11 protein-coding genes are annotated in these 14,212 nt (G+C 68.5%); 2 read left to right on the plus strand and 9 right to left on the minus strand.

Annotation, left to right across the window (positions count from 1 at the left end; genetic code table 11):
* Positions 1-37 precede the first annotated feature (37 nt).
* Both rpmA and rplU read right to left on the minus strand, forming a co-directional pair.
* Complete coding sequence (gene rpmA / locus ACN4JJ_RS13960) at positions 38-301, minus strand: 50S ribosomal protein L27 (protein WP_440710493.1); 264 nt, start codon at positions 299-301, stop codon at positions 38-40.
* A gap of 12 nt (positions 302-313) precedes the next feature.
* Positions 314-622 (minus strand): 50S ribosomal protein L21, encoded by a 309-nt coding sequence (gene rplU, locus ACN4JJ_RS13965; protein WP_291057460.1) that lies wholly within the window; start codon positions 620-622, stop codon positions 314-316.
* A gap of 196 nt (positions 623-818) precedes the next feature.
* On the opposite strand from rplU, the gene ACN4JJ_RS13970 reads away from it, so the two are divergent.
* Positions 819-1,091 (plus strand): DUF4031 domain-containing protein, encoded by a 273-nt coding sequence (locus tag ACN4JJ_RS13970; RefSeq protein WP_440710494.1) that lies wholly within the window; start codon positions 819-821, stop codon positions 1,089-1,091.
* 87 nt (positions 1,092-1,178) lie between these two features.
* Here the strand turns inward: ACN4JJ_RS13970 and ACN4JJ_RS13975 are convergent, their stop codons facing one another.
* The gene (locus ACN4JJ_RS13975; protein ID WP_440710495.1) at positions 1,179-4,124 is read right to left on the minus strand and encodes an Rne/Rng family ribonuclease; all 2,946 of its coding nucleotides are present in this window, start codon (positions 4,122-4,124) and stop codon (positions 1,179-1,181) included.
* A 257-nt stretch (positions 4,125-4,381) separates the two neighbouring features.
* On the opposite strand from ACN4JJ_RS13975, the gene ACN4JJ_RS13980 reads away from it, so the two are divergent.
* Positions 4,382-4,996, plus strand: a complete 615-nt coding sequence (locus ACN4JJ_RS13980) for a vitamin K epoxide reductase family protein (protein ID WP_440710496.1) — start codon at positions 4,382-4,384, stop codon at positions 4,994-4,996.
* 9 nt (positions 4,997-5,005) lie between these two features.
* Here the strand turns inward: ACN4JJ_RS13980 and ACN4JJ_RS13985 are convergent, their stop codons facing one another.
* The 6 genes from ACN4JJ_RS13985 to ACN4JJ_RS14010 all read right to left on the minus strand — a co-directional run bounded on the left by ACN4JJ_RS13985 (position 5,006) and on the right by ACN4JJ_RS14010 (position 14,161).
* Positions 5,006-6,514 carry a phospholipase D-like domain-containing protein gene (locus ACN4JJ_RS13985; RefSeq protein WP_440710497.1) on the minus strand — a complete coding sequence of 503 codons (1,509 nt, stop codon included), beginning with the start codon at positions 6,512-6,514 and terminating at the stop codon, positions 5,006-5,008.
* Positions 6,515-6,777: 263 nt separating this feature from the next.
* Positions 6,778-7,197 (minus strand): nucleoside-diphosphate kinase, encoded by a 420-nt coding sequence (ndk, locus tag ACN4JJ_RS13990; RefSeq protein WP_440710498.1) that lies wholly within the window; start codon positions 7,195-7,197, stop codon positions 6,778-6,780.
* 397 nt (positions 7,198-7,594) lie between these two features.
* The gene (locus tag ACN4JJ_RS13995; protein WP_440710499.1) at positions 7,595-7,972 is read right to left on the minus strand and encodes a DUF4233 domain-containing protein; all 378 of its coding nucleotides are present in this window, start codon (positions 7,970-7,972) and stop codon (positions 7,595-7,597) included.
* Positions 7,969-9,465, minus strand: a complete 1,497-nt coding sequence (locus tag ACN4JJ_RS14000) for a bifunctional folylpolyglutamate synthase/dihydrofolate synthase (protein ID WP_440710500.1) — start codon at positions 9,463-9,465, stop codon at positions 7,969-7,971. The genes ACN4JJ_RS13995 and ACN4JJ_RS14000 overlap by 4 nt, the downstream gene beginning before the upstream one ends.
* Entirely contained in the window at positions 9,458-12,868 is a 3,411-nt protein-coding gene (ileS, locus tag ACN4JJ_RS14005) for an isoleucine--tRNA ligase (protein ID WP_440710501.1), read from the minus strand. The genes ACN4JJ_RS14000 and ileS overlap by 8 nt, the downstream gene beginning before the upstream one ends.
* Positions 12,869-13,141: 273 nt before the next feature.
* Complete coding sequence (locus ACN4JJ_RS14010; RefSeq protein WP_440710502.1) at positions 13,142-14,161, minus strand: ATP-grasp domain-containing protein; 1,020 nt, start codon at positions 14,159-14,161, stop codon at positions 13,142-13,144.
* Positions 14,162-14,212 lie beyond the last annotated feature (51 nt).

Raw genomic sequence — 14,212 nt, forward strand, 5'->3', positions numbered from 1 at the left:
GGCGCGATGCCCACCCCTGCTCGGAAAACCTTCGACGCTACTCGGCGACGGCCGATGCGACGATGTTGACGACCTTGCGGCCGCCCTTGTTGCCGAACTCGACCGCACCGGCCGAGAGGGCGAACAGCGTGTCGTCTCCGCCACGGCCGACGTTCACGCCGGGGTGGAAGTGGGTGCCGCGCTGGCGGACGATGATCTCGCCCGCACCGACGACCTGGCCACCGAAGCGCTTCACGCCGAGGCGCTGTGCGTTGGAGTCACGACCGTTGCGAGTGGAACTCGCGCCCTTTTTGTGTGCCATCTGCCCTGATCCTTACTTGATTCCGGTGACCTTGACACGGGTGAGCTCCTGGCGGTGGCCCTGGCGCTTCTTGTACCCGGTCTTGTTCTTGAACTTCTGGATGACGATCTTCGGGCCGCGGAGGTCTTCGAGGACCTCGGCGGTGACCTTCACCTTGGACAGCGACGAGGCGTCGGAGGTGATGTTCTCGCCATCGACGAGCAGCACTGCCGCCAGCTCGATGTTGCCGTCTTTGTCGGCCTTGATTCGGTCGAGGGTGACGATGGTGCCGACCTCAACCTTTTCCTGCCGACCACCGGCGCGCACAACTGCGTAAACCAATTTACGTACCTAACTCTTCTAGGGCCCTCAAAAGCGCAATCTGCAACGCTTGGAAGTCTTGGCGATCACGCGAGCAGGTCATCCAGATGATGACAAGTCTCAACGCACACCAGCGGTCAAGCCTACTCGACTGGACCGCGTTGGTCAAACCGGTCGGATTGGCGGCGGAACGGATGCGAGTGGGATACTCGGCAGCGTGACCGTGCTGATCGATGAACCGATGTGGCCCGCCCACGGTACCATCTGGGGCCACCTGGTGAGCGACGACTCGCTGGAAGAGCTGCACGCCTTCGCCCGGCGATTCGGCCTCCCGCCGCGCAGCTTCGACCTCGACCACTACGACGTGCCGGTCGACAAGCACGCGGCACTCATCGCCGCCGGTGCCCTGCCGGTCACCTACCGCGAACTCGTCACGCGCCTGCGCGACAGCGGCCTCCGCGTGCGCGGCAAGGACCGCCCCGCCCACTGACTGCTCGTCTACGACGTCGACCCGTCAGTTCGTCCCGGTATTCGAGGTGAATAACGGTACGAAATGACGGGTCGACGAGGGGGTGGGTCAGGATGCGGGGGTGTCGGACTCGATGGGTGCCGAGACGGCGGCCGTCGAGACACGACGGCTGCGGGTGCGGCCCTGGCCGGGCTGCTTGGGCTCGGGGAGGGCATCCAGCACCGAGTCCAGCAGCTGCGTCGCATCCTGGGGGCTCACCCGCGGGGCACGGGCGGCTTTCGTGACCGGGATGTCGAGGATCGCCACGGGCGCCTCGACCTCGGGCTCCGGAGCGGCCGCAACGGCCTCAGGAGCCTGCTCGACGGGCGCCGACTCGGCTTGTGCCGACCCGGCCGGAGCGGAGTCCTCAGCCCCCACCTCGGCCGGAGCGGGGTCGGCGGATGCGGCGGCGGAACCCGATCCGGATTCCTCGGTCTCGGCCCGGCTGTGCCGCGACTTGCGGCGACGCGAGCTGCGCGAGGTCGACTCGGCTGCCGACGCCTCCGGGGCGGACGGCTCGGGGGCCTCCGCAGTCGAGGCCGCCGCATCCGGGGCCTGCGCTTGCGCCTGCGCCGGCGCTTGCGAGGCATCCTGAGCCGAATGGATGGCGTCGGCCGCCGCCTCGACCGCGTCGGCCACGGCCGCGAGCGACACGGAGCCCGTGGCGGTCGTCGGTTCTCCGTGTGCCGCGGCGATCGTCGAGGCCGCGATCTTCGCGAGGGCGTTCTTGGCGTCGTCGGTGATGGCGTGCGTGCCGCCGTTGCCGGTCGTGGACGAGCCGCTGTGGCCCGAACCGTTCTGGCCCGACCCGTTCTGGCCCGATCCGCCCCCGTTGCCGTTCGACGCCGCGCCGCCACCGTTCGAGCCGCCGCGGCCACGACGGTTGCCGTTGCCGTTGCCGGCGTTGGAGCCGCCGCCGTTCGAGCCGCCGGAGGACTGCTGCCCGCCGGAGCGGTGCTTCACGACCGGGTCGTGGTGCACGATGATGCCGCGGCCGGCGCACTGCTCGCAGGGCTCGCTGAACGACTCCAGCAGGCCGAGGCCGAGCTTCTTGCGGGTCATCTGCACGAGACCGAGCGAGGTGACCTCGGCCACCTGGTGCTTGGTGCGGTCGCGCGAGAGGCATTCGATCATGCGACGCAGCACGAGGTCGCGGTTGCTCTCCAGCACCATGTCGATGAAGTCGACCACGATGATGCCGCCGATGTCGCGCAGCCGCAGCTGGCGCACGATCTCCTCGGCCGCCTCGAGGTTGTTCTTGGTGACGGTCTCCTCGAGGTTGCCGCCGGAACCGACGAACTTGCCGGTGTTGACGTCGACCACGGTCATGGCCTCGGTGCGGTCGATCACGAGCGAGCCGCCCGAGGGCAGCCAGACCTTGCGGTCGAGCGCCTTCTCGATCTGCTCCGAGACGCGGTACTCGTCGAACGCGTCGCGCTCGCCCTCGTACTTCTCGACGCGGTCGAGCAGGTCGGGCGCCACGGCCGCGAGGTAGTTCTCGATGGTGGCCTGCGCCTCGTCGCCTGCGATGACCAGGCGGTGGAAGTCTTCGTTGAAGACGTCGCGCACGATCTTGATCAGCAGGTCGGGCTCGGAGTGCAGCAGGTGCGGGCCCTGCTTGGTCTTCACGAGCTCGCTGATGTGCGCCCACTGCGCGGTGAGGCGGTTGACGTCGAGCGTCAGCTGCTCTTCGGTGGCGCCTTCGGACGCCGTGCGCACGATCACGCCCACGTTCTCGGGCAGCACCTCCTTGAGGATGCGCTTGAGGCGGGCACGCTCGGTGTCGGGGAGCTTGCGGGAGATGCCGTTCATCGAGCCGTTGGGCACGTACACGAGGTAGCGGCCGGGCAGGCTGACCTGGCTGGTGAGGCGGGCACCCTTGTGGCCGACCGGGTCTTTGGTGACCTGCACCAGCACCGTGTCGCCCGACTTCAGGGCGAGCTCGATGCGGCGGGGCTGCGAGCCCTTGCCCTCGTTGGCCTCGGCGGCGGCGTCCCAGTCGACCTCGCCGGAGTAGAGCACGGCGTTGCGGCCGCGCCCGATGTCGACGAAGGCGGCCTCCATGCTCGGCAGCACGTTCTGCACCCGGCCGAGGTAGACGTTCCCGATCAGGGAGGCATCCTGGGCCTTGGCCACGTAGTGCTCGACCAGCACGCCGTCTTCGAGCACGCCGATCTGGATCTTGTCGTTCTTGGCACGCACCACCATCACGCGGTCGACGGCCTCGCGGCGGGCGAGGAACTCGGCCTCGGTGACCACGGGGCGGCGGCGGCCGGCGTCACGGCCGTCACGACGGCGCTGCTTCTTGGCCTCGAGGCGCGTGGAGCCCTTGATGCGCTGCGGCTCGGTGATCAGCTCGGGCTCGCGGGGGGTGCGCACCTTGACGACGGTGTTCGCCGGGTCGTTGTCTCCCCCGCGGTTCTCCTCGCCGGAGCGGCGGCGCGAGCGGCGGCGCACGCCGGACTCGGGAGCCTGGTCGTCGCGGTCACGCGGATCGCGCGGCTCACGGTCGCGGGGCTCACGGTCACGCGGGTCGCGGCCGTCGCGCTCGGAGCGAGGCGGCAGCGGCGGGAGATCGGGCAGATCGGGTGCCTGGAAGAACAGCGACGTGGTGCTGAGGGCCCGGGCGGGCTTCTCGGCCGACGACCCCGGAGCCTGCGCCGAGTCGGAGGCTGCGGCGCTGAAGGGCGCCAGGCCCGGCTCGTCGTCGTGGTCGCCCGGCGTGATCACGGCGTCGGTGCGGGATCCGGTGTCGGTGCGGGATGCGGCGTCGGTTCCGGATGCCACGGGGGCGGTCTGCTCGACCGCATCCGTCGACACGGCCGGGGCGCTCTCCGCGGCCTCCGGCTCCGGCGCGTCAGGAGCGACGGGCGGGGCGGGAGGAGTCACCGGCGGGGTCACGGGTGCCGTGGCATCCGCTTTCCTCGTCGCGCGACGGCCGCCGAACAGCCTGCCCTTGCGCCGCCCCGTTCCTTCGTTGTTGTCGTGGTCATTGTCTGAAATTTTCTCCACCATCTCTGGTGCACTCCTTGCCAGCCGGGGGCTCTCGCCCGCCGGCAGGTACTCTCTCACGAGTGGGACCCTGCGTCAGCGGGGCGCCGCACTGGTGTTGCTTGTCGTAGCGCGGTTCGCGCTCTTCCGTATCCGGGTGTGCACCGCTTCGGGTGCGACCCGGTAAGTCATCGCGGCCACCACGTCGATCGTGGAAACCTCCCACGATTATCGCACGCATTCCCAGAATGCTCGCGAAAGCCCCATGCAATAATCCGAGCATGAGCGAGCAGACCGTGACCTATCGACGTCCGATCGGCTTCGCCGTCTTCCTCATCGTGGCCGGTCTCGTGGGCTGGTATTCGGCGTTCGATCTGACGCTGGAGAGGATTCAGACTCTCCTCAATCCCGACTATGTGCCGAGCTGCAACATCTCGCCGCTGGTGAGCTGCGGGCCGAACATGGCGAGCTCGCAGGGATCGGTCTTCGGGTTCCCGAACCCGATCATCGGCGTGGCGGCCTTCGTGGCGCCGATCGTCGTCGGCGTGGCGATCCTGGCCGGTGCGCGCTTCGCGAAGTGGTTCTGGGTGCTGTTCAACCTGGGCATGGCGCTGGCGCTGGTGTTCGTGATCTGGCTGATCGGCCAGTCGATCTTCGTGCTGGGCACGCTCTGCCCGTATTGCATGCTCGTGTGGCTGGCGGTGATCCCGCTGTTCCTCTACGTGACGGCCTTCAACCTCAAGCACGGCCACTTCGGCAACGGGCAGGCCAGCCGCGACGTCGCGGCGCTCGTCTACCCGTGGATCTGGCTACTCGCCATCCTGGGCTACCTCACCGTGATCGTGCTCGCGCAGCTGCGCCTCGACGCGATCACGTCGATCCTCCAGACGCTCTAGCGCGCAGCCTCACCGCCAGGTGGCGTCGAGCGTGAGACCAGCTCCGGGATCGGTGGTCGGCGGCTGGGCGAAACTGGACCGGTTTCCACCGTGCTCCCAGCGCACGGGCGGCCCGGAACCTGCACTGACCGCAAGCTTCCAGTCGAACCAGGTTCCGAGTGGTATCGACACAGGCGCCGACGACGTCCAATCCGGGTAGTGGCCGGCATCCGTGACGAGTACCGACCCTCCCGGAGCCCTCCCCCAGTCCCCCAGCGATTGTTCATCACCGAGCACACACGCATCCTCACCCCACACGGTGATCACCCCGTGTGCGGTGAATCCGACGGGAACACCCGGCCATCCCGGCAGGCCCACAAGTCGAGCCAACACTGTGCGGTAGTCGCTTTCGCCGTCGTCACGCACGCTTTGGTAGCCGAACCGCGACAGGATCTTCAGCCACTGTGCGAGGTAGCGCTGCCCGGCTACACAGCTGCCGGACTTGGCTGAATCGATGAAGAGAACACTCTCGGTGTTCGCGGCCGCTGCCGTTGGGGACCCTAATGCGGACGTCGACCAGTTGGCCGTGTCGGTGATGACTCGGGGGCATGCCGTACCGAGGACAGCTGCTTTGGTGTGCATGGCCGCGTACGTGTCGCGATCGTTCTCGACTTCGTAGACATGGACGCCGGCTGCACGCAGGCGGTCCTCCGTCGGATCGTCCGGCTCGCCGGGCTCCCCGTCTGCCTGGTGTTCGTCGGTCAAGACGTATACCGGAACCCCGGCTGCAGCCCTCTCCGCGAGCACGGGGAGCAGGGATGTAGTCTTGCCGGCCGAATCGCGAGCACTGAAATCACGAAGGGAGAAGACCATGATCACGATGAGGGTGTTCTCGCTCTTGAGCCAGCCGAGGATGGTGTCACCGGCTCGCGTTCCGGAGGCCGTCGGCGAGAAGAGCACGTTGACGGCAGCGCTCGGATCCCAGACGTTGGGAGTCCTCGTGTTGTTGAGAACCGCATCGTATTCGGCTCGGTACCGCGAGAACACGGCGTCGTCCCGAATCATCTGGAGGTCGTCTTCGTTGAACTTCCACCCTTCCGTGCTGGCGTTCTGGCCTCCCGTCAGCACTGAGCGGTGCCCGGGGAACTCGAACAGGCGAGCCTTCAAATGCATGAACCCCGAGGACGTGACACCCACCACGTTCGCGGTGACTTTCGTCGCCGCCGTGAGATGCGTGTGGTCGGGCACCACCGAGAATCCTCGGCCGGACAGGTATTCGTCCGTGTCGAGCCAGGGATACGCGGGGTCGAGCTGCCGGTAGTCCTCGAGGATCTGAACTCGCACACCCGCGTCTCGGGCGTCCGCGAGTCGTTGGGCGATTGCGGGGTCGCTGACGCTCATCACCGCGTAACGGATCTGGTAGGGGTTATCCGCGTCCCCATAGGTGCCGGTGTCTGCGCTACGCGCATCGATCACGTCCTGGATCGCAGCGAGCTCGACATCGAGCGTCTGATCGTCCGGGGCGAAGTACGTGCTCACTGGCTCGGCCGTGACGAGGCCCTCCGCTGAGGCGGCTCGTGGGCCTGGAGCCGCGGCAGAGAGGGCCAGAGCGGCAACCAGCATCAGGACGACAAGGCGGTTCTGCACGGATTTCCCTTCACGATCAGGGAAACGCGACAACCCTAGCAGTCAGGACCGCGACGGGCAGACTGCTCCGCGCTTGCGTCAGACATGTCCGAACGAAACGCCCACCGTGACGTCAAGAAGGACGGTGGGCGTGTCGCTCAGCAGAACTGTCGGGGCTAGAACCAGAGGGCGAGCTCGCGGGCGGCGGACTCGGGCGAGTCGCTGCCGTGCACGAGGTTCTGCTGCACGGCGAGGCCCCAGTCGCGGGCGAGGTCGCCGCGGATGGTGCCGGGGGCGGCCGTGGTGGGGTCGGTGGTGCCGGCGAGCGAGCGGAAGCCCTCGATCACGCGGTTGCCGGCGATGCGCAGGGCCACGATCGGGCCGGACTCCATGAACTCCACCAGGGGCTCGTAGAAGGGCTTGCCCTGGTGCTCCTCGTAGTGCTGCGCGAGCAGCTCGCGGTCGGGTTCGATCAGCTTGATGTCGACCAGCTGGTAGCCCTTGGCTTCGATGCGGCGCAGGATCTCGCCGGTCAGGTTGCGGGCGACGCCGTCCGGCTTGACGAGGACGAGGGTTTCTTCGACGTGCGTGGTCACGGTGATCCTTCCGGGGGGCCGCGGAGTGCGCGGCGCGAACAGTCCGAAGACACCCTAGCGGGCCCGGATGAGCATCACCGACGGGGAGCGATGAGTGTGACCATTGCTCATTAATGGTACAACTGACCGATGAGCTGCGGCGCCGACGACGAGCGATTCGGCGCCGACATCCGCGTGCTCTGTCACGCGGTGCGGGACTTCGGATGCTTTCCGCTCGAGCTGGCCCTCAGCAGCGGACGGATGCGACGGGCGGGCCTCTGGGCGGTCGAGCACCTCTGCGAACGAGAGGAGATGAACGGCGAGTGCCTCGAGGAGATCGGGGAGTTCCTGACGGGCGCGGCGATCGACCCCGAATTCGAGGATGCTGTGGCGGCACTGCGGCGCCGGCATCCGGAGCTCAGGGCGCCGGCGGCGCCTCCTCGGCTTGAGCCGCCAGCCAGGCCGCCTTCTCGCGATCGACCCGGGCGCCCTTGATCATGGCGTAGACCCAGAGGCCGATGAAGATCACGGCGACGATGGCGAGCATCGGCACCAGGAAGCACGCCGCCACGATGACCGCCTGCAGCACCCAGCCCAGGATGTAGCCGCGATTGAAGCGCATGATCAGCCCGGCGTTCAGCATCAGCAGCACGCACACGGCCGCACCGCCGCCGAGCGCGAGGCCCGCCGGCAGCGCCTTCAGGCCGAAGATCGTCAAGGCCGCGAAGAACATCACGACCGCCTCGAACACGAGGATGATCGAGGCGAGGCTCTGCCGGAGGGATGAGCCTCTCACGAGCCGGCCCCGCCGGTGCTCTCACCCTTCCAGCCCTCGCGCTCGGCGAGGGTGATGACCTCACCGACGAGGGTGATCGACCCGGTGACCAGCACCGCACCCTTCTCCGAATCCCCCGCGAGACTGCGCGCCTCGTCGAGAGCGGCCTCGAGCGAGTGCTCCACCAGCACCCGGTCGGCGCCCGCGATGCCCACCACGATCGAAGCCAGCTCGTCGGGATCGATGGCGCGGTCGGACGTCGACGAGGTGACGACGAACTCGTCGACCACGGGGTCGAGGGCGCGGATGATGCCCTCCACGTCTTTGTCGGCGAGCACCGCGATCACGGCGATCACCTTGTCGAAGGTGAAGTACTCGGTGACGGCCGCCGCCAGCGCCTGCGCGCCGCCCGGGTTGTGGGCCGCATCCACCAGCACCGTCGGCTCGACGCCGACCAGCTGCAGGCGGCCGGGCGAGGTGACCGTGGCGAAGCCCTCGGTGACGATGTCGTCGACGAGCGCCTGCGTGCCACCGCCGAGGAACGACTCCACCGCCGCCACGGCGACCGCCGCGTTGTGACCCTGGTGGTTGCCGTAGAGCGGCAGGAACAGCTCGTCGTAGCGCCCCGCGAGCCCCTGGATCGACACCAGCTGCCCGCCGACGGCGACCTTCGACTCGAGCAGCCGGAACTGCTCGCCCTCGACCGCGAAGGTCGACTCGGTGAGCTCGGCGGCCCGCTGCAGCTCGGCCAGCGCCTCGGCCGGCTGCACGGCGCTGACCACCTGCGCGGCCGGCTTGACGATGCCCGACTTGGTGCGTGCGATCTCGGCCACGGTGTTGCCGAGTCGGGCGGTGTGGTCGAGGGAGATCGGTGTGATGACCGCGACCTGACCGTCGGCGACGTTGGTGGAGTCCCACTCGCCGCCCATCCCCACCTCGATCACCGCGACGTCGACGGGCGCATCCGCGAAGCAGGCGAAGGCGAGCACCGAGAGCGCCTCGAAGAAGGTCAGGCGCGCTTCGCCCTCGGCTTCCAGCTCAGCGTCGATGATGCCGAGGAACGGCTCGATGTCGGCCCAGTTGGCGGCGAGGGCCTCGTTGGAGATCGGCGAGCCGTCGATCATGATGCGCTCGTTCAGGCGCTCCAGGTGCGGGCTCGTGAAGAGGCCTGTGCGCAGGCCCAGTGCCCGCAAGAGGCTCTCGGTGATGCGGCTGGTCGAGGTCTTGCCATTGGTTCCGGTGATGTGGATGATCGGATAGCTGCGCTGCGGGTCGCCCAGCAGCTCGACGGCCCGGCGCGTCGCCGAGAGGCGCGGCTCGGGCGAGGCCTCGCCGAGTCGCGCGAGCAGGGCGGCGTAGACCGCGTCGCCCTCCTCGACGAACTCGTCCGGCGCATCCAGCCCCACCCCGTCGAAGTCGTCGTCGGGCCGCGGGATGTTCACCCCGTCGTTCTCGGGTTCGTTCGGGTCGTCAGCCGGCGGACCGAAGTCGCCTCCGAAGAAGTTGTCAGACATTCTGGGTCACCGACTTCCGGCTCACGGCGATGAGGAACTCATCCTGGTTGGCGTATTTTCCGCCGGCGATCCGCGCGAAGTGCTCGGGCGCCTTGGCGGTGACCGCGGGCAGCCACTCGCTGGCGAGCACCTCGCGGTTGGCTTCGACCGCTGCCGAGGTGGCCGGCGCGTGCACGGTGAAGTCGACGGCGAGCGTCTCCCCCGCGATGTCGACGACCCCGGATGCGGCGCGCACGGCGTCGGCATCGGCGTCGGCGAAGAACACCAGGTCGAGGGCGATGCGATCGCTCACCTCGAAGCCCGCCGACTTGCGCGCATCCTGAACCGCCCGGATGACGTCGCGGGCGAGCCCCTCGGCCTCGAGAGCGGGCGTGAGGGTGGTGTCCAGCAGCACGAAGCCGCCACCCGGAAGCAGCGCGAGGGCGCTGGAGGCTCCGTCGACTCCGGATGCATCGGCCGAGGCCTCGAGCACGAGCTCGTACTCCCCCTCGAGCAGCTCGATGCCGCCGGAGGTGACCACGCCGTTCGCCTCGGACCACTGGCCGCTGCGCGCGCCCTGGATGGCCTGCTGCACCGTCTTGCCGAGGCGCGGACCGGCGACCCGGGCGTTGACGGTGAGCCGCGAGGTGACGCCGAACTCGGCCGCGCTGGACTCGGACTGGTCGACCAGGCGCACCGCCTTGACGTTCAGCTCGTCTTTCAGGATGCCCTCGAACTGGCCGAGCGCCGCCGCGTCGTCGGCCACGATCGTGAGCGTGGCGAGCGGCAGCCGCACGCGGAGGCCGGCCTGCTTGCGCAGCGAGAGCACGGTGGACGAGATGGCGCGCACGGTGTCCATGGTGTGCACCAGCCCGGGGTCGGCCGGGAACAGGTTCGCGTCGGGCCAGTCGGTGAGGTGCACGCTGCGCCCGCCGGTGAGGCCCTTCCAGATCGCGTCGGAGACGAGCGGCAGCAGCGGGGCCGCGACCCGCGTGACCGTCTCGAGCACCGTGAAGAGCGTGTCGAAGGCGTCACGGTCGTCGCCCGACCAGAACCGGTCGCGCGAACGGCGCACGTACCAGTTGGTGAGCACGTCGGCGAAGTCACGCAGCTTCGCCGAGGCGAGCGTCGCATCCAGCTGCTCGAGGTCGGCCGTCGCATCCTGGATCAGCTCGCGGGTCTTGGCCAACAGGTACCGGTCGAGCACGTCGGTGGAGTCGGTGCGCCACTGGGCGTCGTAGCCGCCGTCCTTCGCCGAGTTCGCGTAGAGGGTGAAGAAGTAATAGGTGCTCCACAGCGGCAGCAGCACTTCGCGAACGCCCTGGCGGATGCCCTCCTCGGTGACGATGAGGTTGCCGCCGCGCAAGACGGACGACGACATCAGGAACCAGCGCATCGCATCCGAGCCGTCGCGGTCGAAGACCTCGGAGACGTCGGGGTAGTTGCGCAGCGACTTCGACATCTTCTGCCCATCGGAGCCCAGCACGATGCCGTGGCTGATCACGTTCTTGAACGCCGGGCGGTCGAACAGCGCGGTCGACAGCACGTGCATCACGTAGAACCAGCCGCGGGTCTGCCCGATGTACTCCACGATGAAGTCGGCGGGGCTGTGCGTGGCGAACCAGTCCTGGTTCTCGAACGGGTAGTGCACCTGGGCGAACGGCATCGAGCCCGAGTCGAACCAGACGTCGAACACGTCCTCGATCCGGCGCATGGTCGACTTCCCCGTGGGGTCGTCGGGGTTCGGGCGGGTGAGGTCGTCGATGAAGGGGCGGTGCAGATCCGGCTGGCCGTCGCGGTTCAGCGGCAGGCGGCCGAAGTCGGCCTCGAGCTCGGCCAGCGAGCCGTACACGTCGGTGCGCGGGTGGTTCGGGTCGTCGCTCTTCCAGATCGGGATGGGCGAGCCCCAGTAGCGGTTGCGCGAGATCGACCAGTCGCGGGCGCCGGAGACCCACTTGCCGAACTGCCCCTCCTTCACGTTCTCGGGAACCCACTCGATCTGCTGGTTGAGCTGCTCCATGCGGTCGCGGATGGTGCTCACCCGCACGAACCAGCTCGAGACGGCCTTGTAGATGAGGGGGTTGCGGCAGCGCCAGCAGTGCGGGTAGCTGTGCTCGTAGCTGGCCTGGCGGATGAGCCGGCCCTGCGCCTTGAGCAGCTGGGTGAGCGGCTTGTTGGCATCGAAGACCTGCAGGCCCTCGACCTCGGGCACGCTGGAAAGGAAGCGGCCGCCGTCGTCGACCGAGATGACCACGGGGATGCCCGCGGCCTCGCAGACCTTCTGGTCTTCCTCACCGTAGGCGGGGGCCTGGTGCACGATGCCGGTGCCGTCGCTGGTGGAGACGTAGTCGGCCACCAGGATCTGCCACGCGTTCTGCGTGCCGTACTTCTCGGTGTCGGCGTAGTGGTCCCAGAGCCGGTCGTAGGCGACGCCTTCGAGGTCGCGGCCCGTGATGGTGCGGGAGACCGCGGCCTTCGCCTCCTCGGCCGAGTCGTAGCCGAGGTCTTTGGCGTAGTTGCCCACCAGGTCGATCGCCAGCAGGTACTCGGCTCCGAGCACGGTGTGCGCGGCTCCGGATGCGTCCTCCCGGGAGACCTCGGAGTCGAGCGTCCCGTTGGGACCGGCCGGCAGCACGGCGTACTCGATAGAGGGCCCGACGGCGAGGGCGAGGTTGGTGGGCAGCGTCCAGGGCGTGGTCGTCCAGGCCAGTGCGCGCACGGCGGTGAGGCCGAGCGCCTCGGCGCGCGAGCCCACCAGCGGGAAGGTCACGGTGACCGTCTGGTCTTGACGCATCTTGTAGACGTCGTCGTCCATCCGCAGCTCGTGGTTCGAGAGCGGCGTCTCGTCCTTCCAGCAATAGGGCAGCACCCGGTAGCCCTCGTAGGCGAGGCCCTTGGTGTGCAGCTGCTTGAAGGCCCAGAGCACGCTCTCCATGAACGTGATGTCGAGCGTCTTGTAGTCGTTGTCGAAGTCGACCCAGCGCGCCTGGCGGGTGACGTACTCCTGCCACTCCTTGGTGTAGCGCAGCACCGACTCGCGGGAGGCGGCGTTGAACACCTCGACGCCCATCTCCTCGATCTGGCTCTTCTCGGTGATGCCGAGCTGCTTCATCGCCTCTAGCTCGGCGGGCAGGCCGTGCGTGTCCCAGCCGAAGCGGCGGTCGACCTTCTTGCCGCGCATGGTCTGGAAGCGCGGGAACACGTCCTTGGCGTAGCCGGTGAGCAGGTGCCCGTAGTGCGGCAGGCCGTTGGCGAACGGCGGGCCGTCGTAGAACACCCACTCGTCGCCGCCTTCGCGATTGGCGATGGACGCGCGGAACGTGTCATCCGCCTTCCAGAAGCCGAGCACGCCCTGCTCGACCTCGGGGAAGCTCGGCGAGGGGACGACGGATGAGAAGTCGTCGGGGTCTTTGGGGTACGTCATGATGCTCCTGGACGGGCTGGATGCTGCTGCTGCCTGTTCCACGAGGACGGATCGGGCTCGCGCCCCCACCGTGGTACCACCTCGCTGACCACCCGTTCGCCCTGTCGGGACCGCGGGAGACCGCTCGTTCTTAGGCTGTGACGGGCCCGACCCGTTCGGTTCTACTGGGCCCGTGTGCTCGCGCGCACGTGCCGTTCTTCCGAAGACTCCCCGGTGATGGCCGGTTCACAGTCGTTTCGGAGTCGATTCTAACCGATGGCGACAGGATGCGCGTCAGACCGCGGCGGGCTCGTATCGCGCGGCGAGTTCGGCGCCGAGGAACTGCGCCAGGGCGGCGGTCGCCGGGCGCGCGGAGACGGCTTCGACGTCGGGGTTGTAGTTCGTGTTGGTGTTGATGTCGTAGGGCAGGAGGCGGCCGTCGGCGGTCTCGAAGAACTCGACGCCGGCGACCTCGACGCCCTGCTCGGCGAGGAAGGCCTCGAGGCGCGCGATCAGCGGGGTGGAGGCGTCGATGTCGAAGCGCTCCTGGAAGAGACCGGTGGCCGGGAGCGCCGCACCCACAGCATCCGTCTCCCCCGATCCCGGCACGTCGCAGGCGGCGGGAGCGAAGCCCTGCTCCGGAACCGCGCAGGCCTCGGCCGGGCACAGCTCGAACGAGCCGGCCGAGGTGTCCACGCGCACGGCGTAGACGAAGCGGCCGCCCACGAACTCGGCGCGGGTGATGAAGGGCTCGGCGGTCAGCACGTACTCCTGCAGGAGGGTGATGCCGTCGACCGGCTCCTCGAAGTCGGGGCCGTCGACGTAGGCGTCGAACTCGGTGACGGAGTCGAAGCGGCGCACGCCCAGCCCCTTGCCGCCCTGATTGTGCTTGGTGATGAACGGCGTGGCCAGGTCGCGGGCACGCACCTTCAGGTCGTCGCGGCCGAACACCACCACGGTGTGCGGCACGTCGAAGCCGGCGGCTCGCAACGCGGCGTACTGCGCGGCCTTGCTCACCTCGAGCTCGAGCACGCGCGATCCGTTCACGACCCGGCGACCCCAGGCCTCGAGCCAGCGCAGCACCGCACGGGCGTACTCCTTGGCGTGCTCGTTTCCGCGGGTGTGCGACGAGGCGCTGAGGCGCGACCAGAAGACGCCCGCGGGCGGCTCGACCGAGAGGTCGATCGACCCGCCGGTCAGCGGCCATTCGCGGTACGCCACACCGGCTGCGTCGAGGGCTTTCGCGAGCGGCGGGATCCACTCGGCGTTCTCGTGCAGGATGTGGACGACCGGTTCGGTCTGCGTTGCGCTCATCCCTCAATCGTACGAGCGCCCGCCCGCCGGATGTCATCGACGCGATGTCGC

Origin of the sequence: Herbiconiux dendrobii (assembly GCF_052048175.1) — a bacterium.
GTDB lineage: Bacteria > Actinomycetota > Actinomycetes > Actinomycetales > Microbacteriaceae > Herbiconiux.